We start from the raw sequence: 13,625 nt of genomic DNA, 5'->3' as shown, positions 1-13,625 counted from the left end.
TATGATAATATGCCCGAATATTCTTCAGACACTGAATTCAGACATTAAAAATTATGCTGCAAAACATTCGAATTGTGCTGGTTGAAACATCGCATACCGGCAACATGGGCTCCGTTGCCCGCGCTATGAAAACCATGGGCTTAACGAACCTGTGGCTGGTTAACCCGCTGGTGAAGCCTGACTCTCAGGCGATTGCTCTGGCGGCAGGTGCCAGCGACGTAATCGGCAATGCCCAGATCGTCGATACCCTTGACGAAGCGCTGGCCGGCTGCAGCCTCGTTGTCGGTACCAGCGCGCGTTCACGCACGCTGCCGTGGCCAATGCTCGATCCGCGTGAATGCGGCCTGAAAAGTGTCTCGGAAGCAGCACAGGCACCGGTTGCGCTGGTGTTTGGCCGCGAGCGCGTAGGCCTGACTAACGACGAGCTGCAGAAGTGTCATTATCACGTCGCGATTGCGGCAAACCCGGAGTACAGCTCGCTAAACCTGGCGATGGCGGTGCAGGTTATCGCTTACGAAGTACGAATGGCGTGGCTGGCGACGCAGGAGAAAGAGGTCGAGCCAAAAGAAGAGACGGCTTACCCGCTGGTGGATGACCTTGAGCGCTTCTACGGTCATCTGGAGCAGACGCTGCTCTCAACCGGCTTTATTCGCGAAGGCCACCCGGGGCAGGTGATGAACAAGCTGCGCCGTCTGTTTACCCGCGCGCGTCCGGAAAGTCAGGAGCTGAACATCCTGCGCGGGATTCTTGCGTCGATTGAGCAGAAGAATAAAGAGTAGTGTCGATTTCCTCCTCTCCCTGTGGGAGAAGGGCGGGGTGAGGGCATCAGCCCGCACCTGGGTTATGAAGGCACAGAAGGTTAAATACCTGACTAAAACAGTCAAGTAAATAGTTGACCATTTTAGTCAGGAATGTCAGACTTGGCCCTGCTATGCAATACCCCCATTTTACAATAAAAAACCCCGGGCAGGGGCGAGTTTGAGGTTAAGTAAGACATGAGACTGACATCTAAAGGGCGTTATGCCGTGACCGCGATGCTGGACGTTGCGCTCAACTCCGAAGCGGGCCCGGTTCCGTTGGCTGATATTTCTGAACGACAAGGGATCTCCCTCTCTTACCTGGAACAGCTGTTCTCCAGACTGCGTAAAAATGGACTGGTTTCCAGCGTTCGTGGCCCAGGCGGCGGTTATCTGCTGGGTAAAGACGCGGGCAGTATTGCAGTTGGCGAAGTGATCAGCGCAGTTGACGAATCCGTTGACGCGACCCGTTGCCAGGGTAAAGGTGGCTGCCAGGGCGGCGATAAGTGCCTGACCCACGCGCTGTGGCGCGATCTGAGCGACCGTTTGACCGGCTTCCTCAACAACATCACCCTCGGTGAGCTGGTGAATAACCAGGAAGTTCTGGACGTATCGGGCCGTCAGCACGGCCATGATTCCCAACGCAGCACCCGCGCGCAGGACGCTATCGACGTCAAACTGCGCGCGTAATAAAACGATAAGTATTTCAGAATCAGGCCGGGGCGAAGACTCGCCCCGTGTACTCGGTCGTACATCCAGCCGGTTGCCTGATTCCTTGCATTGAAGCGATGTACGGAGTTTATAGAGCAATGAAATTACCGATTTATCTCGACTACTCCGCAACCACGCCGGTGGACCCGCGTGTTGCCGAGAAAATGATGCAGTGTCTGACCCTGGACGGAAACTTTGGTAACCCAGCTTCCCGTTCACACCGTTTTGGCTGGCATGCTGAAGAGGCGGTTGATATCGCCCGTAATCAGATTGCTGACCTGGTCGGTGCCGACCCGCGTGAAATTGTTTTCACCTCCGGCGCGACCGAATCCGACAACCTGGCGATCAAAGGTGCAGCCAACTTTTATCAGAAAAAAGGCAAGCACATCATCACCAGCAAAACCGAACACAAAGCCGTGCTGGACACCTGCCGTCAGCTGGAACGTGAAGGGTATGAAGTCACCTATCTGGCGCCACAGAGCAACGGCATTATCGATCTGAAAGAGCTCGAAGCGGCCATGCGTGATGACACCATTTTGGTCTCCATCATGCACGTTAACAACGAAATCGGCGTCGTTCAGGACATCGCGACCATCGGCGAAATGTGCCGCGCGCGCGGTATCATCTATCATGTGGACGCGACTCAGAGCGTGGGCAAACTGCCTATCGACCTGAGCCAGCTGAAAGTGGACCTGATGTCCTTCTCCGGCCACAAAATCTATGGCCCGAAAGGGATCGGCGCGCTGTACGTTCGTCGTAAACCACGTATCCGCATCGAAGCACAGATGCACGGCGGTGGTCACGAGCGCGGCATGCGTTCCGGTACGCTGCCTGTTCACCAGATCGTGGGCATGGGCGAAGCCTACCGCATTGCAAAAGAAGAGATGGAAACCGAGATGGCACGCCTGCGCACGCTGCGTAACCGTCTGTGGGACGGCGTGAAAGATATGGAAGAAGTGTATCTGAACGGCGATCTCGAGCAGGGTGCTCCGAACATCCTCAACGTCAGCTTCAACTATGTTGAAGGCGAATCGCTGATCATGGCGCTGAAAGACCTGGCGGTTTCTTCCGGTTCTGCCTGTACGTCTGCAAGCCTTGAGCCATCCTACGTGCTGCGTGCGCTGGGCATGACTGACGAGCTGGCACACAGTTCTATCCGTTTCTCTTTAGGTCGTTTCACTACCGAAGAAGAGATTGACTACACCATCAAGCTGGTTCGCAACTCCATTGGCCGTCTGCGCGACCTTTCTCCACTGTGGGAAATGTTCAAGCAGGGCGTGGATCTGAACAGCATTGAATGGTCACATCACTAATCGGTACATAAGGAGAATTCAATCATGGCATACAGCGAAAAAGTCATCGATCATTACGAAAACCCACGCAACGTTGGCTCTTTTGACAACAGCGACGAATCTGTTGGAAGCGGCATGGTCGGTGCGCCAGCGTGTGGCGACGTGATGAAGTTGCAGATTAAAGTCAACAATGAAGGTATCATTGAAGATGCGCGCTTCAAGACCTACGGCTGCGGTTCTGCTATCGCGTCCAGCTCCCTGGTTACCGAATGGGTGAAGGGCAAGTCTCTGGACGAAGCACAGGCAATCAAGAACACGGATATTGCTGAAGAACTCGAACTGCCACCGGTGAAAATTCACTGCTCAATTCTGGCAGAAGACGCGATCAAAGCCGCCATTGCGGATTACAAAAGCAAACGTGAAGCAAAATAATTGAGGTTTGAGTATGTCGATTACCCTTAGCGACAGCGCTGCCGCGCGAGTAAGCTCTTTTCTGGCGAACCGTGGTAAAGGCTTTGGCCTGCGACTGGGCGTACGTACCTCCGGCTGTTCTGGTATGGCTTACGTACTGGAGTTTGTTGACGAACCGGCGTCTGACGACACCGTGTTTGAAGACAAGGGCGTGAAGGTGGTGGTCGATGGCAAAAGCCTGCAATTCCTCAACGGCACTCAGCTGGACTTCGTTAAAGAAGGCCTGAACGAAGGGTTCAAGTTCACGAACCCGAACGTCAAAGACGAGTGTGGTTGCGGCGAAAGCTTCCACGTTTAACCGCGCGTCATCCGAAACCCCACCGTGGCGTTACCCGCTGCGCGTGGGGTTTGTTCTAACAGGCTACCCCTGAGATTGTTATGGATTACTTCACTCTCTTCGGACTACCCGCTCAATACCCGATCGATCTCCAGGCGTTGACGATCCGTTTTCAGGATCTGCAGCGTCAGTACCATCCGGACAAATTCGCGAGCGGTACTCAGGCAGAGCAGCTGGCTGCGGTTTCCCACTCTGCCACCATCAACCAGGCCTGGCAGACGCTGCGCCACCCGCTGGCGCGCGCTGAATATCTGCTCTCGCTCCACGGTTTCGATCTGGCGAGCGAACAGCACACCGTGCGTGACACGGCGTTTCTGATGGAGCAGCTGGAGCTTCGCGAAGAGCTGGATGAGATTGAACAGGCCAAAGACGAAGTGCGTCTGGAAAGCTTTATTACGCGCGTGAAGGGCATGTTCGATACCCGCCATCAGCAGATGGTGGAGCAACTGAACAACGAGACCTGGGACGTGGCGGCAGATACTGTGCGCAAACTCCGTTTTCTCGATAAACTGCGAAGCAGTGCTGAACAACTCGAAGAAAAGCTGCTCGATTTTTAATTTCGGAAGCAATTATGGCCTTATTACAAATTAGTGAGCCTGGCTTAAGTGCCGCACCGCACCAGCGTCGTCTGGCGGTGGGTATCGATCTGGGCACCACCAATTCCCTCGTGGCGACCGTGCGCAGCGGCCAGGCGGAAACGCTGGCTGACGAGCAGGGCCGCCATCTGCTGCCTTCCGTGGTCCACTACCAGCAGCAGGGTCACGCGGTAGGCTATGACGCCCGCGCTAACGCCGCGCGCGATCCGGCCAACACCATCAGCTCCGTCAAGCGCATGATGGGCCGCTCGCTGGCCGATATTCAGACCCGCTACCCGCATCTGCCGTATCAGCTGCAGGCCAGTGAAAACGGCCTGCCGATGATTGCGACCGCGGCCGGTCTGCTGAACCCGATTCGTGTTTCTGCTGACATCCTCAAAGCGCTGGCGGCGCGTGCCACGGCGACGCTCGGCGGCGATCTGGACGGCGTGGTGATCACCGTTCCTGCCTACTTTGACGACGCACAGCGCCAGGGCACCAAAGACGCCGCGCGTCTGGCGGGCCTGCACGTGCTGCGTTTGCTGAACGAACCGACGGCGGCTGCGATTGCCTACGGCCTCGATTCCGGTCAGGAAGGGGTAATCGCGGTTTACGATCTCGGCGGCGGGACGTTTGATATCTCTATCCTGCGCCTGAGCCGCGGGGTGTTTGAAGTACTGGCGACCGGCGGGGATTCCGCGCTGGGCGGCGATGACTTCGACCACCTGCTGGCGGACTACATCCGCGAGCAGGCGGGCATCAGCGATCGCAGCGATGCGCGCGTACAGCGTGAACTGCTGGATGCGGCCATTGACGCCAAAATCGCCCTGAGCGATGCGCAGTCCGTAAGTGTGAACGTTGCGGGCTGGCAGGGAGAGATCACCCGCGACCAGTTCAACGAACTTATTGCGCCTTTAGTTAAACGCACCCTGCTGGCCTGCCGTCGCGCACTGAAAGATGCGGGCGTTGAGGCGAACGAGGTGCTGGAAGTGGTCATGGTGGGCGGTTCGACCCGCGTGCCGCTGGTGCGCGAGCGCGTGGGCGAATTCTTTGGCCGCACGCCGCTGACCTCCATCGACCCGGACAAAGTGGTTGCCGTGGGCGCAGCGATCCAGGCCGATATTCTGGTCGGCAACAAGCCGGACAGCGAAATGCTGCTGCTGGACGTCATCCCGCTGTCGCTGGGCTTAGAAACCATGGGCGGCCTGGTGGAGAAAGTGATCCCGCGTAACACCACCATTCCGGTGGCGCGCGCGCAGGAGTTCACCACCTTCAAAGACGGTCAGACAGCGATGTCCATCCACGTGATGCAGGGTGAGCGCGAGCTGGTGCAGGACTGCCGCTCTCTGGCGCGCTTTGCGCTGCGCGGCATCCCGGCGCTGCCTGCGGGTGGGGCACATATTCGCGTCACCTTCCAGGTGGACGCCGACGGTCTGCTGAGCGTCACGGCGATGGAAAAATCCACCGGCGTGGAATCGTCCATTCAGGTGAAGCCGTCCTACGGCCTGACCGATGGCGAAATCGCCTCCATGATTCAGGACTCAATGAGCTACGCCGAGCAGGATGTGAAGGCGCGTATGCTGGCGGAACAAAAAGTGGAAGCCGCACGCGTGCTGGAGAGCCTGAACGGCGCGCTCGCTGCCGACGCCGCGCTGCTCAGCGCCGCTGAGCGCCAGGTGATTGACGACGCTGCCGCGCGCTTAAGCGCCGTGGCCGAAGGCAATGACGCTGACGCAATAGAAGAAGCCATTAAAAACGTTGATAAACAAACCCAGGACTTCGCTGCTCGCCGCATGGACAAATCTGTCCGCGTCGCGCTGAAAGGCCAGTCCGTGGACGAGGTTTAATATGCCAAAGATTGTTATTTTGCCTCATGCGGACCTCTGTCCGGATGGCGCTGTTCTGGAAGCGAAGACCGGTGAAACCATTCTCGATGTAGCCCTGCGTGCAGGTATCGAAGTGGAACACGCCTGTGAAAAATCCTGTGCCTGCACCACCTGCCACTGCATCGTGCGTGAAGGTTTCGACTCTCTCGCCGAGAGCACCGAAGATGAAGACGACATGCTGGATAAAGCATGGGGTCTGGAGCCAGACAGCCGCTTAAGCTGCCAGGCCGCGGTGACCGATGAAGATCTGGTCGTGGAATTCCCACGCTACACCATCAACCACGCACGCGAGCATTAATATGGGACTGAAGTGGACAGACAGCCGTGAAATCGGCGAAGCGCTCTACGACGCGAACCCGGATCTCGATCCGAAGACCGTACGATTCACCGATATGCATCAGTGGATCTGCGATTTAGAGGATTTCGACGACGATCCAAACGCATCCAATGAAAAAATTCTGGAGGCGATTCTGTTAGTCTGGTTAGATGAAGCAGAATAAATAACAAAACGGGCTGCCTTCAGGCGGCCCGTTTGCTAGTTGCTAATAAGGAAAAATAAAATGACCGAAGCGATGAAGATTACGCTCTCTACGCAGCCCGCCGACGCGCGCTGGGGCGAAAAAGCCACCTACAGCATCAACAACGACGGTATTACCCTGCACCTGACGGGCAACGATGATTTGGGCCTGATCCAGCGCGCCGCGCGTAAAATTGACGGTCTGGGCATTAAGCATGTCTCGCTGGAAGGCGAAGGGTGGGACACCGACCGCAGCTGGGCATTCTGGGCGGGTTACAAAGGGCCGAAAGGCAGCCGCAAAATTGAGTGGGCGAACCTCGACGAAGCCGGTCAAAAAGAGCTGGAAAGCCGCCTGCAAATCATCGACTGGGTGCGCGACACCATTAACGCTCCGGCGGAAGAGTTAGGCCCTGAGCAGCTGGCGCAGCGCGCGGTTGACCTGCTGTGCGGCGTGGCGGGCGACAAAATGTCCTACCGCATCACCAAGGGTGAAGACCTGCGCGAGCAGAACTACATGGGTATCCACACCGTGGGCCGCGGCTCCGAGCGTCCTCCGGTCCTGCTGGCGCTGGACTACAACCCAACCGGCGATAAAGCAGCGCCGGTCTTTGCCTGCCTGGTAGGTAAAGGCATCACCTTCGACACCGGCGGCTACAGCCTGAAGCAGAGCGCGTTCATGGACTCCATGAAGTCCGACATGGGCGGCGCGGCAACCATCACCGGTGCGCTGGCGTTTGCGATTACCCGCGGTCTGAAAAAGCGCGTGAAGCTGTATCTGTGCTGCGCGGACAACATGGTGAGCGGTAACGCCTTCAAGCTGGGCGACATTATTCGCTACCGCAACGGTAAAAACGTTGAGGTGATGAACACCGACGCCGAAGGCCGTCTGGTGCTGGCCGATGGCCTGATCGACGCGTCTGCCCAGAAGCCTGAGCTGATCATCGACATGGCGACCCTGACCGGCGCGGCGAAAACCGCCCTGGGCAACGATTACCATGCGCTGTTCAGCTTCGACGACAAGCTGGCTGCTCGCCTGCTGGCAAGCGCCGCTGCGGAAAACGAGCCGTTCTGGCGTCTGCCGCTGGCCGAGTTCCACCGCAGCCAGCTGCCGTCCAACTTTGCCGAGCTGAACAATACCGCCAGCGCGGCGTACCCGGCGGGTGCAAGCACCGCGGCAGGGTTCCTGTCCCACTTCGTTGAGAATTATCACGAAGGCTGGCTGCACATTGACTGCTCCGCAACCTACCGTAAAGCAGCGGTTGAGCAGTGGTCCGCGGGCGCGACCGGTCTGGGCGTGCGTACCGTGGCGAACCTGCTAACGGCTGAGTAATGCTCTTTGCCCTTACCCTAACCCTCTCCCCATGGGAGAGGGCAGGGGTGAGGGGGAAATTCGACATCTGGAATTGCTATGTCCGAAACCAAAAACGAATTAGAAACCCTGCTGGAGCAGGCGGCGACCGAGCCCGCCCACCGTCCGGCATTTTTCCGCACCCTGCTGGAATCGACCGTCTGGGTGCCGGGTACCGCCGCGGAAGGTGAGCAGGTCGTAGAAGACAGCGCGCTGGATCTGCTGCACTGGGAGAAAGACGACGGCACGTCGGTGATCCCGTTCTTCACCTCGCTGGAAGCGCTTCAGAAAGCGGTAGAAGACGAACAGGCGTTCGTGGTGATGCCGGTGCGTACCCTGTTTGAAATGACGCTCGGCCAGACGCTATTCCTGAACGCGAAGCTGCCGACCGGGAAAGAGTTTACGCCGCGTGAAATCAGCCACCTGATTGGCGAAGAGGGCAACCCGCTCAGCACGCAGGAAGTGCTGGAAGGGGGCGAAACGCTGCTGCTCTCTGAGGTGGCCGAGCCACCCGCGCAGATGATTGATTCCCTGACGACGCTGTTCAAAACGCTCAAGCCCGTCCGGCGCGCGTTTCTCTGCTCCATTAAAGAGCGTGCGGACGAACAGCCGGTTCTGCTGATTGGTATTGAGGCGGACGGCGATATCGACGAAATCATTCAGGCGGCGGGCAGCGTGGCAACCGACACGCTACCGGGCGACGAGCCGATTGATATCTGCCAGGTGAAGAACGGCGAGAAGGGCATCAGCCACTTTATTACCGAGCACATCACCCCGTTCTACGAGCGTCGCTGGGGCGGCTTCCTGCGCGATCTCAAAACCAACCGCATCATCTGATTACGGCGGGGTGAATATCACCCCGTTGCTTCCAGCAGCAGTAAATCCATCAGCAGCACCAGATTCGACTCAAACGACGTCACCCCTGCCGCTTCGGCGGCGAAGTGTACCGCTTCGTCATAGAGCGCAAAATGCACGTCAGCCATTCCCGCCAGCGTATTGGCGGAGGCGCGGGTAAACGCGACGATCGTCATACCGACGTTTTTGGCTATCCTCGCTTTATCCAGCACCTGTTCCGTTTCGCCGCTGCGCGAGACGGCAATAAACACCTGATAGCGGGCGGCGTTGCTGAGGAAAATATTCCGGCTGTCACCCGGCCCGGAGATAAACGCCGTTTTGCCCAGTACCTGCAGCTTCTTGGTCAGGTACTCCGCAAACAGATAAGAAAACCCGGCGCCGTAGAGAAAGAAACTCTCTTTCTGGCGCAGCAGGTTAGCAAACTGCTGGCGTTTCTCCTGGGTAACCCACTGAAAGGTATGCTGATAGTTGGCGATAAACTGATTAAACAGCACCGGGAGTTCAGGACGCGACTGCGCCTGAGCGGCAATATGCGGCGTGTCGGATAGCAGCTGCTTGCAGTGCCAGATAAACTCGCTAAAGCCGCTGAACCCCAGCTTCTGGCATAGCCGCATAATGGTGGCTGTAGAAACGAACGTCGCCTGCGCCAGCTCGCGAACCGTGATGTTGCCCACCAGCAGCGGATGCTCCGTGAGGTGGGCGAGGACGCGATACTCCGCGCGGGTCAGCGACGCCCCGCGCGTTAACAGCGTGGCCAGGCGGTTATCCATTATTTCGCGGGTTCGACAGGCAGATCGTCTCGCGCACCCCATTCGCTCCAGGCGCCGTCGTAGAGCGTGACGTCGCTTACGCCGAGCGTGGCGAGCGCCAGAATCACTACGCAGGCCGTCACGCCGGAACCGCAGCTGGCAATAATCGGACGATGTAAATCAACCCCTGACTGGTCAAAAATAGCGCGCAGCTCGTCGGTGGTTTTCAGCTCGCCCTCAAACACCAGATCGCCCCACGGCACGTTCAGCGCGCCCGGAATATGTCCGCGCTTCAGCCCCGGACGCGGTTCATCCGCTTCGGCATTAAAGCGCGGAGCAGGACGGGCATCAACGATTTGCGCCGTTTTTTCATGGCTCACGACCAGCACGTCGGTCAGGCGTTTTACCACGTGGGCGTCAAAGGTCGCATCGAATTCGCCTTCCGGTAGCGTGACGTCACCCTGCTGAAGGGGCAGTTCGTCGCGCTTCCAGCCCGCCAGCCCGCCCGCCAGAATCGAGACTTTTTCTACGCCGAAGTTTTTCAGCATCCACCACGCGCGCGGCGCTGAGAAGAGGTTACCTTCATCATAGACAACGAGGTGCTTATCTTTGCTGATGCCCAGCTCGCGCATCGCCACGGAAAACGCTTCCGGGCGCGGCAGCATGTGCGGCAGGGGAGAGGTGTGATCGGAAAGGGCTTCGATATCAAAAAATACCGCGCCAGGCAGATGCCCGGCACGGTATTCACCGGGCACGTCACGATGCTCTTGCCCCGGAGGGGCCATACGAGCGTCGATAATCTGAACTTCCGGATCGTCGCCGTGCTCAATCAGCCAGTCGGCAGCGACAAAATATGAGGTGGACATGGGTTGCCTCCATTCTTTTCCGTAAAAAAGGATTGTCGGTGTTTTTTCTGACACCGACAAGCAAACCACGTTCAACTCGCGAGCAAGCCCCTATTTTTTCACCGGTTCGCCGTCCTGCCAGGCTTTTTGCAGCGCAGGCCAGTAGTCGCGGTTGGCCTCGATCATCTCATCAAGAATCACTTTCGCATGTTCCATGGTCGGCACGGTGCGGTTGAGGGTGAACGCCTGCAGGGCTTTCTCATAGCTGCCCTCGATGGTCGCCTCCACCAGAAGCTGTTCCGAGGCGAGCTGCTGTTGCAGCAGGGTCTGATGGAACAGCGGCACCTGACCGACGCGAATCGGTTCCGGGCCTTCGGAGGTGATATAAGCGGGCACTTCCACCACGGCATCGTACGGCAGGTTGGCGATCGCCCCGCGGTTTTCCACCATCACCAGATGTCGGCTGCGCAGGTTAAAGGCCAGCGAGCAGGCGACATCAACAATAAACTCGCCGTGGACGCCCACGTGGAAGGCATCAGGCAGGATCCCGGTTCGCTTATATTCTTCGGCAGCGGCGAACAGCTTTTTCTCACGCCCGTCCATCACTTCATTGGCGCGGGTATAGTCCGGGTTCTGATGCTCCACAATCTGGTTCGGCATCAGGTAGTACTGCAGATACGGGTTCGGCAGATACTCCGGGAAGTTGTCCATGATCGGCTTGATATTGCGCCAGGTCTTCACCCATGAAGGATCGGAATGCTGCGGATCGGTTTTAGCCGCGTCTTCCGTCAGCAGGCCAAACTTTGCGATATGCTTACGCAGCTCGGGCAGCTTGTCTTCGCCGTCCACCAGCACGCGGGTAAACCAGCCGAAGTGGTTCAGGCCGAAGTAGTCGACCTCCAGCTTGTGGCGATCGACACCCAGAATTGCCCCCATATTGCGCATCGCGGCCACCGGCATATCGCAGATATTCAGCACCCTCGCGTTCGGGCGCAGACGCCGCACGCCCTCCGCGACGATCGCCGCCGGGTTGGAATAGTTCACGATCCAGGCTTTTTCATGCGCGTAGCGATCGACCAGATCGATAAGCTCTACCATCGGCAGGATCGTGCGCAGGCCGTAGGCAAGCCCGCCGGGTCCGCACGTTTCCTGGCCCACCACGCCGTGACGCAGCGGGATCTTCTCATCCTGCTCGCGCATTTTATACTGGCCGACGCGCATCTGGGCGAAGACGAAATGCGCGCCGCTGAAGGCCACTTCCGGATCGCTGGTGACGGTAAATTTGATGCTCTGACTGTGGTCGCGAACCACCTTCTCGACGACGGGCGCAATGGTGCTTTGACGCGCCTCGTCGATGTCATAAAGGCGGATTTCGGCCAGAGGGAAATCCTGCAGGCGCACCATCAGGCTTTTCACAATACCCGGCGTGTAGGTGCTGCCGCCGCCGGCAATCGACAGAATGAATGGGGGTGTAAACATCTTTAGCTCCTTTCAGAGAAACGTCTCAACGGCTTCTCGCATTTTTTTGACGTGCAGCCCGTAGACCACCTGAACGTTGTTACCTTGTTTGATAATCCCTTTCGCGCCGGTCGCCTTCAGCCGAGGCTCGTCGATAATGGCGACGTCCTTCACCGTGACGCGTAAGCGGGTGTAGCAGTTATCCACGACCTGAATATTTTCCCGGCCTCCGAGACCTACCACGATGGATTCGCCGAGCCCGTCGTTATTCCCCTTCGCCTGGTACTCCTGCTTGCTGTAAAGGCGCGTTTCCTTGTCGTCATCCTCACGGCCCGGCGTTTTCATGTTGAAGTGCAGGATCAGGAAGCGGAACACCACGAAGTAGAGGGCAAACACGATCAGCCCCACCACGATGTACATCGGCCAGTTGGACTTCTCCGTGCCGAGCGGCAGGTTGTAAAGGATGAAGTCGATAATCCCGTTGGCGCCGATGGCGTGAACGCCCAGCAGCGAGAACAGCATCATGCCGATGCCGGTCAGCACCGCGTGCACCACGAACAGCAGCGGGGCGACGAAGAGGAATGAAAACTCAATCGGCTCGGTCACGCCGACCAGCAGCGAGGTCAGCGCCGCGGGGATAAGAATGGCTTTCGCAATGACTTTACGCTCCGGCTTTGCGGTCATATACATCGCCAGCGCGGCGGCAGGCAGGCCGAACATTTTGCTGATGCCGCGCGCGTCCCACACCACCGTGCTGCTGAGCTGCTTCACGTTCGGGCAAGCCATCTCGGCGAAGTAGATATTGCGCGCGCCCTGATATGTTGCGCCGCACACCTCCTGCGTACCGCCCAGCTCGGTATAGAGAAACGGCGTATAAACCAGATGGTGCAGGCCAGTGGGAACCAGAATGCGTTCCAGGAAGCCGTAGATGGCCACGCCAAACGGCCCGGAGCCTTTGATGGCAAGCGCCAGGGCGCTGATGCCGTGCTGGGCAAAGGGCCACAGTTCACTCATCACCACGCCGAGCAGCATGGAGACCGGAAGCATTACAATGGCGACAAAACAGTGGCCGGAGTAAATCGCCATCGCGCCGTTAAACTGTACGCCGGAGTATTTATTGTACAGATATCCGGAGAGCGCTCCGGTCAGGATCCCGGCAAAGACCCCCATCTCTAGCACCTGCACGCCCAGCACCATTGTCTGTCCGGCCGCTTTCATCTGGGCAACTGGCGCCAGCGCGCCCTGCAGCTGCAGCGTGACGTTCATGGCGTTGATGAACACGATAAAGGTGACCAGGCCAATCAGTGCGGCATAGCCTTTATCACGCGTCGCCAGACCAATCGGAATACCGACGGCAAACACCAGCGCCAGGTTAACCAGCACCGACACGGCAGATTTCGCGATAAGCTGACCAGTATGCTGAATCAGAGGATGTCCAAGAAACGGCAGGTACTCCGCGAGATTACCGTTACCCAGCACGTTACCAAAGGCGATAAACAGACCGACGATCGGTAAGATAAGTACCGGTCCGTACAATGATTTTCCGAAATTTTGTAGGGCGTTCACGGCTCGTTTCATGGCTTTCTCTCTTATTGAACCGCGCACTCGGGGTGCGTCATGGTCATAAAACTAGCAGTCTTCAGGCACGTTTATCCAGCTATCTTATTGTTTTAAAAACAAATGACTTGGAAGGTAACATGTGACGTTATGTCTTGTGATCGCGGTTCCATCACGGCGTAGCGGCGTGATGTCACTCTGCGAGGCGCTTTCCAGACTCTAAAATT

15 protein-coding genes are annotated in these 13,625 nt (G+C 57.8%); 11 read left to right on the top strand and 4 right to left on the bottom strand.

All coding sequences use genetic code 11. The annotated features are described in order from the left end of the window. Positions 1-53 precede the first annotated feature (53 nt). The 11 genes from trmJ (at position 54) to sseB (ending at position 8,771) form a co-directional block, all read left to right on the top strand. Positions 54-779: a tRNA (cytosine(32)/uridine(32)-2'-O)-methyltransferase TrmJ gene (trmJ, locus tag PUP35_RS16450; RefSeq protein ID WP_111965142.1), complete on the top strand. Its 726-nt coding sequence runs from the start codon at positions 54-56 to the stop codon at positions 777-779. A gap of 216 nt (positions 780-995) precedes the next feature. Continuing rightward, positions 996-1,487 (top strand): Fe-S cluster assembly transcriptional regulator IscR, encoded by a 492-nt coding sequence (gene iscR, locus PUP35_RS16445; RefSeq protein WP_045399615.1) that lies wholly within the window; start codon positions 996-998, stop codon positions 1,485-1,487. A gap of 119 nt (positions 1,488-1,606) precedes the next feature. After that, on the top strand, positions 1,607-2,821 hold the full coding sequence (gene iscS, locus PUP35_RS16440) for a cysteine desulfurase (RefSeq protein ID WP_008502157.1): 1,215 nt from the start codon (positions 1,607-1,609) through the stop codon (positions 2,819-2,821). A gap of 24 nt (positions 2,822-2,845) precedes the next feature. Further along, a complete protein-coding gene (gene iscU, locus PUP35_RS16435; protein ID WP_003860661.1) occupies positions 2,846-3,232 on the top strand; it encodes a Fe-S cluster assembly scaffold IscU in 387 nt (128 codons plus the stop codon). Between the two features lie 13 nt (positions 3,233-3,245). Further along, positions 3,246-3,569, top strand: a complete 324-nt coding sequence (iscA, locus tag PUP35_RS16430; RefSeq protein WP_003860659.1) for an iron-sulfur cluster assembly protein IscA — start codon at positions 3,246-3,248, stop codon at positions 3,567-3,569. An 80-nt stretch (positions 3,570-3,649) separates the two neighbouring features. Further along, entirely contained in the window at positions 3,650-4,165 is a 516-nt protein-coding gene (hscB, locus tag PUP35_RS16425; RefSeq protein ID WP_115876009.1) for a co-chaperone HscB, read from the top strand. Between the two features lie 14 nt (positions 4,166-4,179). Then, positions 4,180-6,030, top strand: a complete 1,851-nt coding sequence (hscA, locus tag PUP35_RS16420; RefSeq protein WP_127731962.1) for a Fe-S protein assembly chaperone HscA — start codon at positions 4,180-4,182, stop codon at positions 6,028-6,030. 1 nt (position 6,031) lies between these two features. Further along, positions 6,032-6,367 carry an ISC system 2Fe-2S type ferredoxin gene (gene fdx, locus PUP35_RS16415; RefSeq protein WP_003860652.1) on the top strand — a complete coding sequence of 112 codons (336 nt, stop codon included), beginning with the start codon at positions 6,032-6,034 and terminating at the stop codon, positions 6,365-6,367. Position 6,368: 1 nt separating this feature from the next. Then, entirely contained in the window at positions 6,369-6,569 is a 201-nt protein-coding gene (gene iscX, locus PUP35_RS16410) for a Fe-S cluster assembly protein IscX (protein WP_003860650.1), read from the top strand. Between the two features lie 60 nt (positions 6,570-6,629). Next, complete coding sequence (gene pepB / locus PUP35_RS16405; protein WP_149366375.1) at positions 6,630-7,916, top strand: aminopeptidase PepB; 1,287 nt, start codon at positions 6,630-6,632, stop codon at positions 7,914-7,916. Between the two features lie 78 nt (positions 7,917-7,994). Then, positions 7,995-8,771 (top strand): enhanced serine sensitivity protein SseB, encoded by a 777-nt coding sequence (gene sseB, locus PUP35_RS16400; protein WP_133294923.1) that lies wholly within the window; start codon positions 7,995-7,997, stop codon positions 8,769-8,771. Positions 8,772-8,788: 17 nt separating this feature from the next. On the opposite strand, the gene PUP35_RS16395 is transcribed toward sseB, so the two are convergent. The 4 genes from PUP35_RS16395 to PUP35_RS16380 all read right to left on the bottom strand — a co-directional run bounded on the left by PUP35_RS16395 (position 8,789) and on the right by PUP35_RS16380 (position 13,419). Continuing rightward, complete coding sequence (locus tag PUP35_RS16395) at positions 8,789-9,559, bottom strand: MurR/RpiR family transcriptional regulator (RefSeq protein ID WP_133294922.1); 771 nt, start codon at positions 9,557-9,559, stop codon at positions 8,789-8,791. Continuing rightward, entirely contained in the window at positions 9,559-10,404 is an 846-nt protein-coding gene (sseA, locus tag PUP35_RS16390) for a 3-mercaptopyruvate sulfurtransferase (RefSeq protein ID WP_274240625.1), read from the bottom strand. Before sseA ends, PUP35_RS16395 begins: the two co-directional genes overlap by 1 nt. 90 nt (positions 10,405-10,494) lie before the next feature. After that, entirely contained in the window at positions 10,495-11,862 is a 1,368-nt protein-coding gene (locus PUP35_RS16385) for a 6-phospho-alpha-glucosidase (protein WP_274240624.1), read from the bottom strand. Between the two features lie 12 nt (positions 11,863-11,874). Then, a complete protein-coding gene (locus PUP35_RS16380) occupies positions 11,875-13,419 on the bottom strand; it encodes a PTS transporter subunit EIIC (protein ID WP_115876002.1) in 1,545 nt (514 codons plus the stop codon). Positions 13,420-13,625 lie beyond the last annotated feature (206 nt).

This window comes from Enterobacter sp. S-33, assembly GCF_028735835.1.
GTDB classification, from domain to species: domain Bacteria; phylum Pseudomonadota; class Gammaproteobacteria; order Enterobacterales; family Enterobacteriaceae; genus Enterobacter; species Enterobacter vonholyi.
Note: the sequence above shows the minus strand (reverse complement) of the source record. Positions and strands in the feature narration are given on the sequence as shown.